Origin of the sequence: Ochrobactrum sp. BTU2 (genome assembly GCF_024539785.1) — a bacterium.
GTDB lineage: Bacteria > Pseudomonadota > Alphaproteobacteria > Rhizobiales > Rhizobiaceae > Brucella > Brucella anthropi.
This window is the reverse complement of the sequence record NZ_JAHWRG010000002.1, coordinates 283,320-298,629: the sequence shown is the minus strand read 5'-3', so window position 1 is coordinate 298,629 and position 15,310 is coordinate 283,320. Positions and strand designations below refer to the sequence as shown.

Sequence of the window (15,310 nt, the reverse complement as noted above, 5' to 3'; positions counted from 1 at the left end):
ATGGAAGGTTTGATGAAAGGCAAACGCGGCCTCATCATGGGGGTCGCGAATAATCACTCACTCGCTTGGGGAATTTCAAAGCAACTCGCAGCACAGGGCGCTGAACTGGCCTTCACCTATCAAGGTGATGCACTCGGCAAGCGCGTAAAGCCGCTGGCCGAACAGGTCGGCTCTGATTTCGTACTGCCTTGCGATGTTGAAGATATCGAGTCGGTCGATGCGGTCTTTGCCGAAGTCGAAAAGAAGTGGGGCAAGCTCGATTTCATCGTTCACGCCATCGGCTTCTCCGACAAGACCGAACTGAAGGGTCGCTACGCAGACGTCACCACGCGCGAAAATTTCAGCCGCACAATGGTGATTTCCGCCTACTCCTTCACGGAAATGGCACAGCGCGCTGAAAAACTCATGAAGGACGGCGGCTCGATCCTGACGCTGACCTATGGCGGTTCCACGCGCACCATCCCGAACTATAACGTCATGGGCGTTGCCAAAGCCGCGCTTGAAGCCATGGTGCGTTATCTTGCTGCCGATTACGGTCCGCAGGGCATCCGCGTCAACGCCATTTCGGCCGGTCCGGTGCGTACGCTTGCCGGTGCCGGTATTGGCGACGCACGCGCAATCTTCAGTTATCAGCGCCGTAACTCGCCGCTGCGTCGCACCGTCGACATTGATGATGTCGGCAAATCGGCAGTCTATCTGCTGTCCGATCTTTCGAGCGGTGTCACCGGTGAAGTCCACTATGTGGATTCCGGCTACAACATCGTCTCCATGCCGACGCTTGAAGAGCTGAAAAGCTCTGACGCGGAGCGCGGTGAATAAGCCAAGCCATTTTGTAAAAAGGCCGCCTTCTGGGCGGCCTTTTTATTTATTTCTTCGCATCGAAGATTTTGAAACCGTTCGCCTCTTCGAGAAGAGTCACATTCTTGAACAGTCCTTTGAGCGTCGTCTCATAAGGCAATTGCCGGTTTGCGACCATAAGCAGACGCCCGCCCGGCTTCAGGCGTGACGCGGCAGCGGCAATGAACGCCTGACCAAGCGAAACATCCGTCACCCGCCCCTCATGGAACGGTGGGTTCATAATCACGGTGTCGTAGATGCCTGCCATCTTTTCACTCGTCACATCGAACCAGTTGAAGCTGATCGGCACTGATGCACCAAGCCGCTCCAGATTGCCGCGCGCCGCTTCCAGCGCCTCATAATCGGCTTCATAGAGATCGATAGACTTGATGCGATCCGCAAACTTCAAGCATTGCGCCGCAAGATAGCCCCAACCGGCGCCAAGATCGGCGACGTTACCGAAAACAATCTTTTCCATATGCGGCACGAGCAGCGCCGAACCCTTATCGATAACACCGTGCGAGAACATGCCGGGTTCTGTGCGGAACACATCGTCAATATCAGTCGCAAGCGGCTTCAGAGCCGCGATGAATTCATCGGTGAGGTCGGCTGGTCGTCTGAGCCAGAACGCCACGGCGTGGTTCTTCGACATGCGGTCGCTCATCTCGGCGATATTGCTGGCCCATTTTCGAAAACTGTCAATGCCGAGCTTCTTGTCGCCTGATACGGCAATCCACCCACCCGGCTCAACACGCGCCAGAAGCTCCGCAAACCACGCCTCATTGCGCCCGCGATGTTTTCCGAGCAGCAGTAGCCCGCCGGAAAAACGCTTCTCCTCGCCCAATCTGGGAACTGTCTTGAAGCCCTCCTTTTCCAGCACCAGCCAATCGGGGCGCCAGGGCTGCAGGAAGGTCAGCGCCTGTTTCCATTCGTCCTCAAGACGCCGATCCGCAGAAAGACCACACGCAAGAAAGGATTGCCCCTCTTCGGGCATATCCAGAATGTCCTGATCGAAGGGGAGAAAGAGTGTCTGTTGTGCCGGTGTAATCATGACTCATCCATGGTCTTGAATTGATTCCCATGCAACAAAAAAGCGCGCCACAAGAGCGCGCTTTCGATTGATTTACAGTAGCAGAAACGCTTATTCAGCGTCGGCTTCTGCCTTCTTTTCAGCAACAACTTCCTTGCCGGTTTCCTGATCGACAACCTTCATCGACAGGCGAACCTTGCCACGTTCGTCAAAGCCCATGAGCTTGACCCAGACCTTCTGGCCTTCCTTGACCACATCGGTAGTCTTGGCAACGCGGTCGGAAGCCAGCTGCGAAATGTGAACCAGACCGTCTCGTGGACCAAAGAAGTTTACGAAAGCGCCGAAGTCAGCAGTCTTCACGACCGTACCTTCGTAGATTTCGCCAACTTCCGGTTCGGCAACAATCGAGTGAATCCACTTCTTGGCGGCTTCGATTTCCTTGCCGTTCGACGAAGCGATCTTCACCGTGCCGTCGTCTTCGATGTTGATCTTGGCGCCGGTCTTTTCCACGATTTCGCGGATGACCTTGCCGCCCGAACCGATAACATCACGAATCTTGTCCGTCGGGATGTTCATCACTTCGATGCGCGGAGCGAATTCGCCGAGTTCTTCACGCGACGTGGACAGAGCCTTCGCCATTTCGCCGAGGATGTGAACGCGACCGCCCTTGGCCTGCTCCAGAGCGACCTTCATGATCTCTTCGGTGATACCGTCGATCTTGATGTCCATCTGAAGTGCGGTGATGCCGTTGTCAGTACCGGCAACCTTGAAGTCCATGTCGCCGAGGTGATCTTCATCGCCAAGGATGTCGGAGAGAACGGCGAAGCGTTCGCCTTCCTTGATCAGGCCCATGGCGATACCGGCAACCGGACGTGCAAGCGGAACGCCTGCGTCCATCAGAGCAAGCGAGGTGCCGCAAACGGTCGCCATCGAGGAAGAACCGTTGGATTCGGTGATCTCGGAAACCGAACGGATCGTGTACGGGAACTGGTCGGCAGCAGGCAACATCGGATGGATAGCGCGCCATGCGAGCTTGCCATGACCAACTTCACGACGGCCCGGCGAACCCATACGACCGGTTTCACCGACCGAATATGGCGGGAAGTTGTAATGCAGCATGAAGGATTCTTTGTACGTGCCGGTCAGGGCATCGATCATCTGCTCGTCTTCGCCGGTGCCCAGCGTGGCAACAACGATCGCCTGTGTTTCGCCGCGGGTGAACAGCGCCGAACCGTGGGTGCGCGGCAGAAGGCCAACTTCCGAAACGATTGCACGAACGGTCTTCAGATCACGGCCATCAATGCGGCTGCCGGTGTCGAGAATATTCCAGCGAACGATCTTGGCCTGCAGATGCTTGAAGACGGTCGCAAATTTTTCAGCCGAGAATTCCGGCTCTTCCACGCCTTCCGGGAAGAAGTGAGCCTTCGCCTTGGCCTTTGCAGCGTCAACAGCAACGTAACGAGCCTGCTTTTCGGTGATCTTGTATGCATCGCGCAGGTCGCTTTCGACAACGGCCAGCATCTTGGCTTCGAGGTCCGAAAGATCTTCCGGCTGGAAGTCGCGCGGTTCCTTGGCAGCAACTTCAGCAAGCTTGATGATCGCGTCGATGACCGGCTGGAAGCCCTTCTGGCCGAAAACGACGGCGCCCAGCATGACTTCTTCAGAAAGCTCCTGCGCTTCCGATTCAACCATCAGTACAGCATCGGCGGTACCGGCAACAACCAGATCGAGCTTCGATTCCGGCATTTCGTCGATATTCGGGTTCAGGACGTATTCGCCGTTGATGTAACCAACGCGCGCACCACCGATCGGCCCCATGAAAGGAACGCCGGAAATGGTCAGCGCTGCGGAAGCTGCAACCATCGACAGAACGTCGGGGTTGTTTTCGAGGTCGTGCTGAACAACAGTCAGGACAACCTGCGTGTCGTTCTTGTAGCCTTCAACGAAGAGCGGACGGATCGGACGGTCGATCAGACGCGAAACGAGGGTTTCGTTTTCGCTCGGGCGACCTTCACGCTTGAAGTAGCCACCAGGGATCTTGCCGGCAGCGTAGGTCTTTTCCTGATAATTGACCGTCAGCGGGAAGAAATCCTGACCCGGCTTCGGCTCCTTGGCAGAAACGACAGTCGCCAGAACGACGGTTTCGCCATAGGTTGCGAGAACTGCACCGTCGGCCTGACGGGCGATCTTGCCGGTTTCGAGTGTGAGCGGACGGCCGCCCCATTCGATTTCTACTTTATGGGTATTGAACATATCTTGTCCTCATGTGGTGATGCCGCGCAAAAGCGCCTGAAGGCATCGCCTCGGTTGGCGGACGGGCCACGGGCAAGACAACGGGAAGTTCGTTATGTGTCAGAACATTCGCTCCCGAATATCCTCTGACACGAACTGCCTGCAATCCTGCCCCATGACTGGTCCAGGTCATGAGCCTTTTGGCTCTTCATCGGCATGACGGAATGCACCCGGTGCGTCGTTTCATGCCAGCGGGCATTCGCCCGATAGAACGGATGCGCTCACATATGTTCGCGCTTCCGCTCTATCTGTTTGGTTTTACACATGTCTTTGTCCCAAAACCGGTTCCCACTTTTGGGAGACATGTTCAAGTGTCGCATTTTATCTGTAAGCGGCTATCCGCACGACAAAATGCCGAATAAATCAAATGGGCGACGTTTTGAGACGTCGCCCGATTTTACCGTTAGCGGCGCAGGCCGAGACGGCCGATCAGCGCCTGGTAACGTGCCTGGTCGATGCCCTTGACGTAGTCAAGAAGGCGACGACGCTGCGAAACCAGCTTCAGGAGGCCGCGACGCGAATGATTGTCATTCTTGTGGCCCTTGAAGTGTTCGGTGAGGTTGGCGATACGCTCGGAAAGAACGGCAACCTGTACTTCAGGAGAACCGGTGTCGCCTTCCTTGGTGGCGTATTCCTTGATAAGTGCTTGCTTGCGCTCAGCAGTAATCGACATCGTAACACCCTTTCTAGATGAGAGGAAAACCAGACGCCCGGGCCGGGATGTCGTCCAGCACGGGCCATTTACACGATCTGACATGCTTTTACGCATGATCGATGAAGGGGCATATAGTGCAAAATTGGCGGGAACGCCAGTCTCAATTCAATTTGCCGCCTTATCGCGGTCTTCTGACGAAACGTCAGCCCGTTGTGAAAACGCGCTTCGGTTTGAACTGTCCGTGCTCGATGTAACCGATGGCGAGCAGTTTTCCGCGTGTCGTGACACACGCTTCGTCTGCTTCCAGAGGCGCATCACGTCCGCGCAGGATCACCGGATTGCCAAGACGCACGCGTTGCGCCTGATCGTCGGTAAGCGGCACCTGCGGCAGACAGTCGAGAGCAGCTCCCGTATCGATGACCAATGCATCAATCGCCGAAAAGTCGCGACGCGGAGTGGGCTCTACGACATTGCCATCCTCATCCTTGGGCGGAAGCGGCGGCCAAGCCTGTTCAAGTTCTGCCAGTGTTACAGCGTCTTCTTCCGTGAACGGCGCAACTTCGATGCGGCGCAGCTCTGAAATGTGTCCGTAGCAACCGAGATCCCGGCCCATATCGCGTGCGAGAGAGCGCACATAGGTGCCCTTGGAGCATTCGACCTCAAACTCGGTGCGATCAGCATCCGGAATACCAACAATCTCCAGACGGTCAATCTCGACTTCACGGGAAGGTATCTCGACCGTCTCGCCTTCGCGGGCAAGATCGTAAGCGCGCTCGCCATCGATCTTGATGGCGGAAAACTGCGGTGGAACCTGCGAAATGACACCGGTGTAGTTCGGCAGCAATGCCTCGACATCGGCGCGCGACGGGCGATTATCCGAGGTCTTGGTGGCAACACCTTCCAGATCGTCCGTTGAGCGTTCCTCGCCCCAGCTTACCGTGAAACGGTAGATCTTGGTTCCATCCATGACATAAGGCACGGTTTTGGTGGCCTCACCCAACGCTATGGGCAACATGCCGGAAGCAAGCGGATCAAGTGTACCGGCATGACCGGCTTTTTCGGCGTTGAACAGCCACTTGATCTTCGAGACCGCCTCGGTCGATCCCATCCCTTTCGGCTTATCGAAAATAACCCAGCCGGATATCGGACGACCTTTTTTCTTGCCCCGTCTTGCCATGCTTTATTCGTCTCCATTGCGGGAAGCCTTGTCTGCCTCCCGGTCTTCTTCATCGTCATGCCCAAGATCGCGGGCGACTTCCGGCGAGCGGAGCAGCGCATCGATCTTGGAAAAATTGTCAAAGCTCGTATCGGCCCGGAAGCGGAATTCCGGCATGTATTTCATCTGGCTGAGGCTTGGCGCCATGCGACCACGAATGAACTTTGCGTTTGCAGCCAGCGCCTTGATAACCGCTTGCGTGTCGGCGTTACCAAGCGGAGTGATGAAACAGGTCGCAATCTTGAGATCGGGCGACATACGCACTTCCGAGACGGAAATCACGGTATGGGCGATAAGATCGTCGCGAATTTCGCCGCGCTGAAGCACCTGCGCCAATGCGTGACGCACCTGCTCGCCCACGCGAAGCTGGCGCTGGGAAAGGCCACCTGAGCCTTTTGGATCTGGAGAACGTGCCATGGCTATATCCTCGATAAACAGCCGCCAATCGGCATCCAGCCGCGAAGGACTGTCCGACAACATGACTACAAATTGGCAGGCGTAATAATACGCAACTTACCACAATCCAGCTGGGAGTCAGACCCTCTGGACCGGATAATGAAAAGCCGGGCCACCTCTCGGCAGCCCGGCGGGATAGTACTTAAAGCGTGCGCGAAACGTGTTCGACGCGGAAGGCTTCGATAACGTCGCCTGCGCGAATGTCGTCGTAGTTCTCGAACGCCATACCGCATTCCTGACCGGCCGGAACTTCCGACACTTCGTCCTTGAAGCGCTTGAGCGTCTTGAGCTTGCCTTCGTGGATAACCACGTTGTCGCGGATGAGGCGGACGCCTGCACCACGCTCGACCTTGCCTTCGGTGACACGGCAACCGGCAACCTTGCCGACCTTGGTGATGTTGAAGACTTCGAGAATCTCGGCATTGCCGAGGAAGGTTTCGCGGCGTTCCGGCGACAGGAGACCCGACATCGCTGCCTTAACGTCATCAATCAAATCATAGATGATGTTGTAGTAGCGGATTTCGATGCCCTGCTGATCGGCTGCGTCACGTGCCTGCTTGTTGGCGCGGACGTTGAAGCCGATGATCGCAGCGTTGGAGGCTTCGGCCAGCGACACGTCGCTTTCCGTGATACCACCGGCGCCCGAATGCACGATACGTGCACGCACTTCGTCGGTGCCGAGCTTGTCCAGTGCATTGGTGATGGCTTCGATAGAACCCTGCACGTCGCCCTTGATGACGAGTGGGAATTCCTTCGTGCCCGACACCTGGAGCTGGTTCATCATCTGCTCAAGCGAGCCGCGCGCGCCGGACTGGCGGGCTACAGCCTTGTCGCGTGCCAGACGCTGACGGTACTCGGCAATTTCGCGTGCCTTGGCTTCGTTGGCAACCACGGCAAAGCGGTCACCGGCCTGCGGCGTGCCCTGAAGGCCGAGGACTTCCACTGGCATCGCAGGACCGGCTTCCTTCACATGCTCGCCACGGTCGTTGACCAGTGCGCGCACGCGGCCCCATTCGCTACCGGCGACGAGGATGTCACCCGGATGCAGCGTACCCGTCTGAACCAGAACGGTTGCAACCGAACCACGGCCACGATCGAGCTGGGCTTCGACGACAACGCCTTCAGCCGTACGCGATGGATCAGCCTTGAGATCAAGAATTTCAGCCTGCAACAGAATTGCTTCAAGCAGTTTGTCGAGGTTGAGCTTGTTCTTGGCCGACACTTCGACGTCGAGAACTTCACCGCCCATCGATTCCACAAAGACGTCATGCTGCAACAGAGCAGTGCGAACCTTCTGCGGATCGGCAGCCGGCTTGTCGATCTTGTTGATCGCCACGATGATCGGAACACCTGCCGCCTTGGCATGATTGATCGATTCAATCGTCTGCGGCATCACGCTGTCATCGGCAGCCACCACGAGGATGGCAATGTCGGTCGCCTGCGCACCACGGGCACGCATTGCAGTAAAGGCAGCGTGGCCCGGCGTATCGATGAAGGTGATCTTCTGGCCGTTCTGCTCGACCTGATAAGCACCGATATGCTGGGTGATGCCACCGGCTTCGCCCGAAACAACATTGGCGTGACGGATCGCATCAAGCAGCGAGGTCTTGCCGTGATCGACGTGACCCATAATGGTCACGACCGGAGGACGGGAAACCAGCGCAGCCTCGTTGTCGGCAACACCGAAGATGCCTTCTTCAACGTCCGATTCCGCAACGCGCTTGACGGTATGGCCGAATTCTTCAGCAATGAGCTGCGCCATATCGGCATCAATCACGTCGCCCGGCTTCATCATCTGGCCCTGCTTCATCAGGTACTTGATGATATCGACCGAACGTTCGGTCATGCGCTGTGCAAGTTCCTGAAGCGTAATGGTTTCAGGAATGGTCACTTCACGCGAAATTTTTTCGCGTGTTTCCTGCATCTGCGAACGCTTGAACTTTTCCTGACGACGACGCATCGCCGAAAGCGAACGCGAACGACCTTCATCCTCAAGATTGCTGGAGATGGTCAGCTTGCCACGACGGCGATCATCTTCGGTCTTGACTACTTTTGGCGCGCGAACTTCCGGCTTGGCCGGAGCACCGCGACGGGCAGCAGTCAGGCCACCGCCACGACGGTCGTCATCATCAGATGCAACAGTCTTGCGAAGCTGGCTCTGCGGAAGCGGCTTGCCCGGGATCGGGGCAGCGTCGGCAAGGCTTGGCGCAGCCGGGCGCGGACCACCCTGCTGCGGACGGCCACCTTGCGGCGGACGATTGCCCTGAGGACGACCGGCCTGCTGCGGGCGATTGCCCTGCGGTGCCGGGCGCGCATCGTCGCGACGCTCGGTACGGGCTTCCGGCTGCGGCATACGCTTGGCAGCCTCTTCCTCGGCCTTGCGGCGGGCATCGGCCTCGGCCTTGAGGCGAGCTTCCTCTTCCGCCTGACGACGGGCAGATTCTTCACGTTCCTTGGCGCGGCGGGCATCTTCCTCGGCGCGACGCTTGGCCTCCTCGACAGCGCGTGCGCGTTCCTCAACTTCACGGACCTGCGCTTCTTCGAGCGCACGGCGACGTGCATCCATTTCGGAGCGCGACAGCGTGTTCAACACCATGCCGGAGCGGTCGGACGGGCGCGGACGCTGTGCCTGCTGGCCGCCGGGACGCTGCTGTGCCGGGCGCTGTTGTGCGACATGCGGCTTCGTTACCGGAGCAGCAGGGGCTGCTGGCTTCGGTGCCGGGGCGGCTGGTGCTGGCGCACGCACTACCGGCGCGGCTTGTGCCGGCTGCGCGGCTTGTGCCGGTGCAGGAGTAGATGCCGCAGGCGCGGGAGCAGCAGGTGCCGGAGCTGCTGGCTTCGGCGCCGCTGCCTCGACTTCCGGCTTCTCGTCAGGCCGCGAGAATTTGCGCTTTTTCGTTTCAACGACGACAGCCTTCGTGCGGCCGTGGCTGAAATTCTGGCGCACGGTGCTCTGCTCGACGCCCGGCCGCTTCATGGTCAGCGTCTTCTTCGTATTAACGCTCAGCGTCTTGTCGTCGTTCGTTTTATCGCTCATTACGTTTCCGTTTCCTTCGCGGCTCCGGCCGCTCTACTCGAGCTTTATCCAACGTGACCGGGTCATGTTGGATAAAACTCCAGTCATCCGCCTCAACGCACAATCCGATCCGGGGTCTGCCAGGCCCCTCCAGAGTTGCGCTCTAATCCAGGTCCGATGCGCTTTCACCGCGATAGCGATGCAACATAAGCGCCCGCTTTACGAACCCGGCCGCCGCCTTTCCTTCAAGTACGGCTGCATGTATCACATTTCCGCCCCCAAATGCCAAATCCATTTCTTCCCCCGTAAAAAGAGTGAAAGAAGGGATTTCCGGACCATCCAGATGCACCACGGCACGGCGAGCCTGATCGAGCTTGCGTACGCCATCGGCGGCGGCTTCCTTTGCGTGCAACACCATGGCGGCTGTCCCGGTGCGGATCGCCTGATCCACCTTGGTCGAGCCAGATACCACAGCCCCGGCCTTGCGAGCCAGCGCGAGGCTGCCAAGGGCAGATTTCGTCAGCAACTGGTCCACCAGCGCGCCAAGATCCGCCTGCGGCGTTACACCTTCCTTCAGCGCCCGCGCAAAAAGCTTGCGCTTGACCGCTTCATCCACCAGACGGCGCTCGGCCTTGACCCAGCACCCCCTGCCCGGCAGAGTTCTTTTCAAGTCCGGCACCACGGAACCGTCGGGACCGGCCACGAAACGGATCAGATCATCGGCAGAACCGCTTTCGCGCGTGACGATACAGGTTCTGTCATTCATATCCTGCTCCACGCGAACTCCAGTCTTGCCATATTGCGGTCTGCCCGCACGTCGGACGTAACGCGGGCGCTGTACCAGAGCATAAGCCCCACCACAACCCGGAACATGTCCGAAACCTGAACTGGCCAATCAATTCGAATGAATGACGACCATTTTTCAGGGATGAATTGCAAGAGCCGCATAGCTTACGCCTGAATTACACCAGACGTAAGAAGCCATGCGGCTCTTTTTATTCCGGCCGCTTCTTAGGAAGCAGCTTCCTCTTCACCGACTTCGGCTTCTTCTTCCTGAGCCGATGCCAGTTCTTCTTCCGTGATCCATCCTGCCTTCAAACGCGCAGTCAGGACCATCTGTTCCGCATCGACGCGCGAAACATCGAAGGAAGAGAAGATACCGCTATGAGCGACGGTTTCACCGTCCTTGCGTTCACGCCAGCCGACCAGATCATCGACGGCATAGCCGGCAAAGTCTTCCATCGTCTTGACGCCGTCTTCACCGACAGCCACGAGCATTGCCGTGGTGATACCCGGCAGTTCGCGCAGTTCGTCTTCGACGCCCAGTTCCTTGCGGCGATCATCCTGTTCGCTCTCGATGCGATCCAGATATTCGCGGGCACGTTCCTGGATTTCGCCAGCCGTATCCTCATCGAAACCATCGATGGAGGCGATTTCGCCCGGCTCGACATAGGCCAGTTCTTCAACAGATGCGAAACCTTCGGAGGCCAGAACCTGACCAACCATCTCGTCAACGTTGAGGGCATCCATGAAGAGCGTCGAACGCTCGGTGAATTCCTTCTGGCGACGTTCGGATTCTTCGTCTTCCGTCAGGATGTCAATGTCCCAGCCAGTGAGCTGGGAAGCAAGGCGCACGTTCTGACCACGACGACCGATTGCAAGTGATAGTTGGTCATTCGGAACGACAACTTCAATACGTTCAGCATCTTCATCGAGAACAACCTTGGCAACTTCAGCTGGCTGAAGCGCGTTGACGATGAAGGAAGCAGCGTCCGGCGACCACGGAATGATGTCGATCTTTTCACCCTGCAGTTCGCCCACAACGGCCTGAACGCGGGAGCCACGCATACCGACGCAGGCGCCGACCGGATCGATGGACGCATCACGTGACACGACGGCAATCTTGGCGCGGGAACCCGGATCGCGGGCAACCGACTTGATTTCGATGATGCCGTCATAGATTTCCGGCACTTCCATGGTGAAGAGCTTCGCCATGAAGGACGGATGGGTACGCGACAGGAAAATCTGCGGGCCGCGCTGTTCGCGGCGCACGTCGTAGACATAGGCGCGGATGCGGTCACCATAACGGAAAGCTTCACGCGGGATCAGCTCATCGCGGCGCACGATGGCTTCGCCACGACCGAGATCGACAATCACATTGCCATATTCGACGCGCTTGACGGTGCCGTTGACGATCTCACCAACGCGATCCTTGTATTCGTCATACTGGCGGTCACGCTCGGCTTCGCGCACTTTCTGCACGATGACCTGCTTTGCCGACTGGGCAGCAATACGGCCGAAATCCATCGGCGGCAGCTGATCGGCGATGAAGTCGCCGACCTGTGCGTCCGGGTTACGATCGCGTGCGGTGAAGAGCGAAATCTGCGTCGCATAATCCTCGACATGCTCGACGACTTCGAGCAGGCGCTGCAGCTTGATCTCGCCGGACTTCGCGTTAATGTCCGCGCGGATGTTGCTTTCCTGGCCGTAACGCGAACGCGCCGCCTTCTGGATCGCATCGGCCATGGCCGCAAGAACGATCTCGCGGTCGATCGACTTCTCGCGTGCGACCGCATCGGCGATCTGCAGAAGCTCCAGCCTGTTAGCACTGACTGCCATTGGACTCTCCTTGGTGTCGCACCCGGCTCCTCTAGATGCCGGACGCCAGAAACTTATTCTTTATCTTCAGCTTCGCCCGATGCGGTTTCATCGGACTGCTCGCCCGCTTCTTCGCTACCGAGGTCGTCACCGGGAATGCGGCCTTCGCGCAGAGCCTTGTCCTTGCGCAACGCATCGCGGATCAGGTCATCGGTCAGCACGAGGCGTGCATCAGAAATCAGATCGAATGGAATGCGCACGACAGGTTCGCTGCCGTAGGAAATCTGGTCGCTTTCGATCACGACCGATTCCGCATCCCCCAGGACGATGCGGCCGCGGAATTTCTTGCGGCCTTCGTGCACGACGGAGGTTTCCACCTTTGCGATGTGACCGGCCCAATCGGCAAAGTCCGACTTGCGAACCAACGGGCGGTCGATACCGGGAGACGAAATCTCCAGATGGTATTTTCCGTTGATCGGGTCTTCCACGTCGAGAACCGGCGCAACTGTACGGCTGACCAGTTCGCAATCATCGACGGTCATCGTGCCATCGGGGCGTTCAGCCATGATCTGCAGGGTCTGGCCGTTCAGTCCCGAGAGACGCACGCGCACCAGCCGGAAGCCCAGCGTATTGATGACGGGCTCGATAATGGAAGCCACTTTCGCATCGATACCCGTCTCGCGAATGATGCGCTCATCCGCGCCTGTTGCGAGCACTTCCGCTTCGTTTGCCTGAACCTGTTCCGTCAACCTAAAAACCTTTCAAAAGGCTGGAAAGCCTCTTCAAGTTAGCCGTAAGTAACAAAAAAGAGCGGGACCGGGTGGACCCACTCTTGTTCAAACGACCAAGAATTTGAGACTTATATACCAGCGGAAGCGGATTTTTTCAAGACCGCTTCTGCTGTTCGATTCATTCCGTTCGCTGCTGGTAGCTTCAACGACGGATGAAGGTCAGATAGGCTGCACGGCGTCCTTCGCGAAAAGCCTTTGCCTCATAGCGCGTGCCAGGCCAGCCTTCATAGGCGTGGTTCCAGTCGGACGGGCCTTCTGCCTGCCAGTCGAATGCAGGATGACGGCGACAATGCTGGAGCGTCCAGTTGACATAATGTTCAATGTCGGAAGCAAACCTGAATTTTGCGCCGGGTTTCAGGACACGGGCGAAGCGGTCGAGATTGGCATCGCTGACGAAACGGCGCTTCCAGTGGCGACGCTTGTGCCATGGATCGGGATAGAAGAGATCGATACCCGACAAGGAAGCATCCGGTAGCCAGTCCAAAACCGCTGTTGCATCCTCGTCGTAGAGACGCAGGTTCGATCGCGGTTCGCCATCCAATGCCGCCAGCATCTTGGCCATGCCGTTGATGAAAGGCTCGACGCCAATGAAACCCGTTTGCGGATAACGGCCTGTCTCATGGTGCAGGTGCTCACCGCCGCCAAAACCGATTTCCAGACGCACTGCATCGACCTTCGCTTCAAAGAGCGTGCGCAGATCCTGTGGCGCCGGGTTTTCGACGTTGATCTTGAGGCGGGGCAGAAGATCTTCGAACAGGTTCTTCTGGTGGCTTCGCAAAGGCTTGCCGTGGCGACGGCCGAAGAAATTTCCGGCACCGCGCAGAGGATGAGATTCTTCGGTCATATTTTATCCGTCGGCATCATATCGGTGTTCTATTTATTTGTTTTGACGCGCATCTAGCCCGAAAACCGTTTCACACTTTTCGGGATGCGCTCCAATAACAGAAGAGCGCGATCCAAGACCGCGCTCCTCGAAAATCGTCGGGACACATAACGCCAAGCGGCTTGCGATGCAACTTTCCGCCAGGAAAGTTACGCCACCGCGGCCTTCAGAGCCTTGGTCAGGTCCGTCTTCTCCCAGGAGAAAGAACCGTCACGGCCCGGTTTGCGGCCGAAATGACCGTAAGACGAGGTCTTGGCATAGATCGGCTTGTTGAGGTCGAGATGCTTGCGGATGCCGGTCGGCGACAGGTCCATGACCTCGCGAAGCGCTTCTTCGACCGCAGATTCGGCCACCTTGCCGGTGCCATGCAGATCGACATAAACCGAAAGCGGCTGTGCCACACCAATGGCATAGGAAAGCTGGATCGTGCAGCGGTCGGCAAGACCTGCAGCAACGACATTCTTGGCGAGATAGCGCGCGGCATAGGCGGCGGAGCGATCCACCTTGGTCGTGTCCTTGCCCGAAAATGCGCCGCCGCCATGCGGAGCGGCGCCGCCATAGGTATCCACGATGATCTTGCGGCCAGTCAGACCAGCATCGCCGTCCGGTCCGCCGATGACGAACTTGCCGGTCGGATTGATGTACCAGTTGCAAGTGGCTGCGATCGGAAGCTCGCCGAGTGCATCACGGATATAAGGCTCGACAACTGACCGAACCTTTTTCGAATCCCAGCTCGCATCCATATGCTGTGTGGATAGAACGATCTGCGTGACCTCAGCGGCCTTGCCGTTCTCGTAACGCACGGTGACCTGGCTCTTGGCGTCGGGGCCGAGTTTGCCTGCATCGCCTTCACCCTTGTGACGGGCTTCGGAGAGCTTTTCGAGAATCTTGTGCGAATAATAGATCGGGGCCGGCATGAGGTCCGGGGTTTCGCGGCAAGCATAACCGAACATGATGCCCTGATCGCCTGCACCTTCTTCGCCCTGACGATCGGCGGCGTTGTCCACGCCCTGCGCGATATCGGCGGACTGCGGATGCAGAAGCACGTCGATCTTCACCGTCTTCCAGTTGAAACCGTTCTGCTCGTAACCGATTTCCCGGATCGCCTTGCGGGCTGCCGACCGGAAACGCGAAGGATTAATCAGCGGATGTCCTGCAGCATCATGGGCGACAGTGCCGTCCTTATTCTTCTTCAGGAACGTATCCGGCACGCGCACTTCGCCGGCAATGACCACCCGATTGGTGGTGGCAAGCGTTTCGCAGGCAACACGGACAGACCAGGGATCAACGCCGGTGCGACGCGCTTCCTTATAGATCATGTCCACGATTTCATCGGAGATGCGGTCGCAAACCTTGTCCGGATGTCCTTCGGACACAGATTCGCTGGTGAAGAGATAAGAACTGCGCGACACGGGTAACCCCTCTTGAAAATCCAACGGAGAATATCTCCGCCATGGAAACACAGTAGCGCCCGGAACAGGCTTTCAGCGTTCCGGGCACGGTAATGTGTTAGCGAAGTTGGGATTAAACCGTCAA

The 15,310-nt window shown here is 57.8% G+C and carries 12 protein-coding genes; 1 reads left to right on the top strand and 11 read right to left on the bottom strand.

The features are described from left to right. Positions 1-819 carry an enoyl-ACP reductase FabI gene (fabI, locus tag KWJ32_RS06110; RefSeq protein ID WP_010657782.1) on the top strand — a complete coding sequence of 273 codons (819 nt, stop codon included), beginning with the start codon at positions 1-3 and terminating at the stop codon, positions 817-819. Positions 820-865: 46 nt separating this feature from the next. On the opposite strand, the gene KWJ32_RS06105 is transcribed toward fabI, so the two are convergent. The 11 genes from KWJ32_RS06105 to metK all read right to left on the bottom strand — a co-directional run bounded on the left by KWJ32_RS06105 (position 866) and on the right by metK (position 15,186). Further along, the gene (locus KWJ32_RS06105) at positions 866-1,888 is read right to left on the bottom strand and encodes a class I SAM-dependent methyltransferase (protein ID WP_151609669.1); all 1,023 of its coding nucleotides are present in this window, start codon (positions 1,886-1,888) and stop codon (positions 866-868) included. Between the two features lie 90 nt (positions 1,889-1,978). Then, positions 1,979-4,120 carry a polyribonucleotide nucleotidyltransferase gene (gene pnp, locus KWJ32_RS06100; protein WP_125300457.1) on the bottom strand — a complete coding sequence of 714 codons (2,142 nt, stop codon included), beginning with the start codon at positions 4,118-4,120 and terminating at the stop codon, positions 1,979-1,981. Positions 4,121-4,562: 442 nt separating this feature from the next. Continuing rightward, on the bottom strand, positions 4,563-4,832 hold the full coding sequence (rpsO, locus tag KWJ32_RS06095) for a 30S ribosomal protein S15 (RefSeq protein ID WP_010657779.1): 270 nt from the start codon (positions 4,830-4,832) through the stop codon (positions 4,563-4,565). Positions 4,833-5,016: 184 nt separating this feature from the next. Further along, positions 5,017-5,991 (bottom strand): tRNA pseudouridine(55) synthase TruB, encoded by a 975-nt coding sequence (truB, locus tag KWJ32_RS06090; RefSeq protein WP_012090990.1) that lies wholly within the window; start codon positions 5,989-5,991, stop codon positions 5,017-5,019. A gap of 3 nt (positions 5,992-5,994) precedes the next feature. After that, on the bottom strand, positions 5,995-6,447 hold the full coding sequence (gene rbfA, locus KWJ32_RS06085) for a 30S ribosome-binding factor RbfA (RefSeq protein WP_010657777.1): 453 nt from the start codon (positions 6,445-6,447) through the stop codon (positions 5,995-5,997). A gap of 181 nt (positions 6,448-6,628) precedes the next feature. Beyond that, positions 6,629-9,523, bottom strand: coding sequence for a translation initiation factor IF-2 (gene infB, locus KWJ32_RS06080; protein ID WP_010657776.1), 2,895 nt, complete (start codon positions 9,521-9,523; stop codon positions 6,629-6,631). Positions 9,524-9,665: 142 nt separating this feature from the next. Beyond that, positions 9,666-10,280 (bottom strand): RNA-binding protein, encoded by a 615-nt coding sequence (locus KWJ32_RS06075; protein WP_255446968.1) that lies wholly within the window; start codon positions 10,278-10,280, stop codon positions 9,666-9,668. Positions 10,281-10,513: 233 nt separating this feature from the next. Further along, a complete protein-coding gene (nusA, locus tag KWJ32_RS06070) occupies positions 10,514-12,121 on the bottom strand; it encodes a transcription termination factor NusA (protein WP_012090993.1) in 1,608 nt (535 codons plus the stop codon). Between the two features lie 53 nt (positions 12,122-12,174). Continuing rightward, entirely contained in the window at positions 12,175-12,849 is a 675-nt protein-coding gene (gene rimP / locus KWJ32_RS06065; RefSeq protein ID WP_151609665.1) for a ribosome maturation factor RimP, read from the bottom strand. A gap of 184 nt (positions 12,850-13,033) precedes the next feature. After that, entirely contained in the window at positions 13,034-13,735 is a 702-nt protein-coding gene (locus KWJ32_RS06060; RefSeq protein ID WP_012090995.1) for a tRNA (guanine(46)-N(7))-methyltransferase TrmB, read from the bottom strand. 188 nt (positions 13,736-13,923) lie between these two features. Further along, positions 13,924-15,186 carry a methionine adenosyltransferase gene (gene metK / locus KWJ32_RS06055; RefSeq protein ID WP_012090996.1) on the bottom strand — a complete coding sequence of 421 codons (1,263 nt, stop codon included), beginning with the start codon at positions 15,184-15,186 and terminating at the stop codon, positions 13,924-13,926. Positions 15,187-15,310: the final 124 nt, after the last annotated feature.

Excerpts from the sequence above, each read along its gene's own strand:
- rbfA (WP_010657777.1), bottom strand. The coding sequence starts at position 6,447 with ATGGCACGTTCTCCAGATCCAAAAGGCTCAGGTGGCCTTTCCCAGCGC.
- rpsO (WP_010657779.1), bottom strand. The coding sequence starts at position 4,832 with ATGTCGATTACTGCTGAGCGCAAGCAAGCACTTATCAAGGAATACGCC.
- nusA (WP_012090993.1), bottom strand. The coding sequence starts at position 12,121 with ATGGCAGTCAGTGCTAACAGGCTGGAGCTTCTGCAGATCGCCGATGCG.
- KWJ32_RS06060 (WP_012090995.1), bottom strand. The coding sequence starts at position 13,735 with ATGACCGAAGAATCTCATCCTCTGCGCGGTGCCGGAAATTTCTTCGGC.
- pnp (WP_125300457.1), bottom strand. The coding sequence starts at position 4,120 with ATGTTCAATACCCATAAAGTAGAAATCGAATGGGGCGGCCGTCCGCTC.
- infB (WP_010657776.1), bottom strand. The coding sequence starts at position 9,523 with ATGAGCGATAAAACGAACGACGACAAGACGCTGAGCGTTAATACGAAG.
- fabI (WP_010657782.1), top strand. The coding sequence starts at position 1 with ATGGAAGGTTTGATGAAAGGCAAACGCGGCCTCATCATGGGGGTCGCG.
- truB (WP_012090990.1), bottom strand. The coding sequence starts at position 5,991 with ATGGCAAGACGGGGCAAGAAAAAAGGTCGTCCGATATCCGGCTGGGTT.
- KWJ32_RS06105 (WP_151609669.1), bottom strand. The coding sequence starts at position 1,888 with ATGATTACACCGGCACAACAGACACTCTTTCTCCCCTTCGATCAGGAC.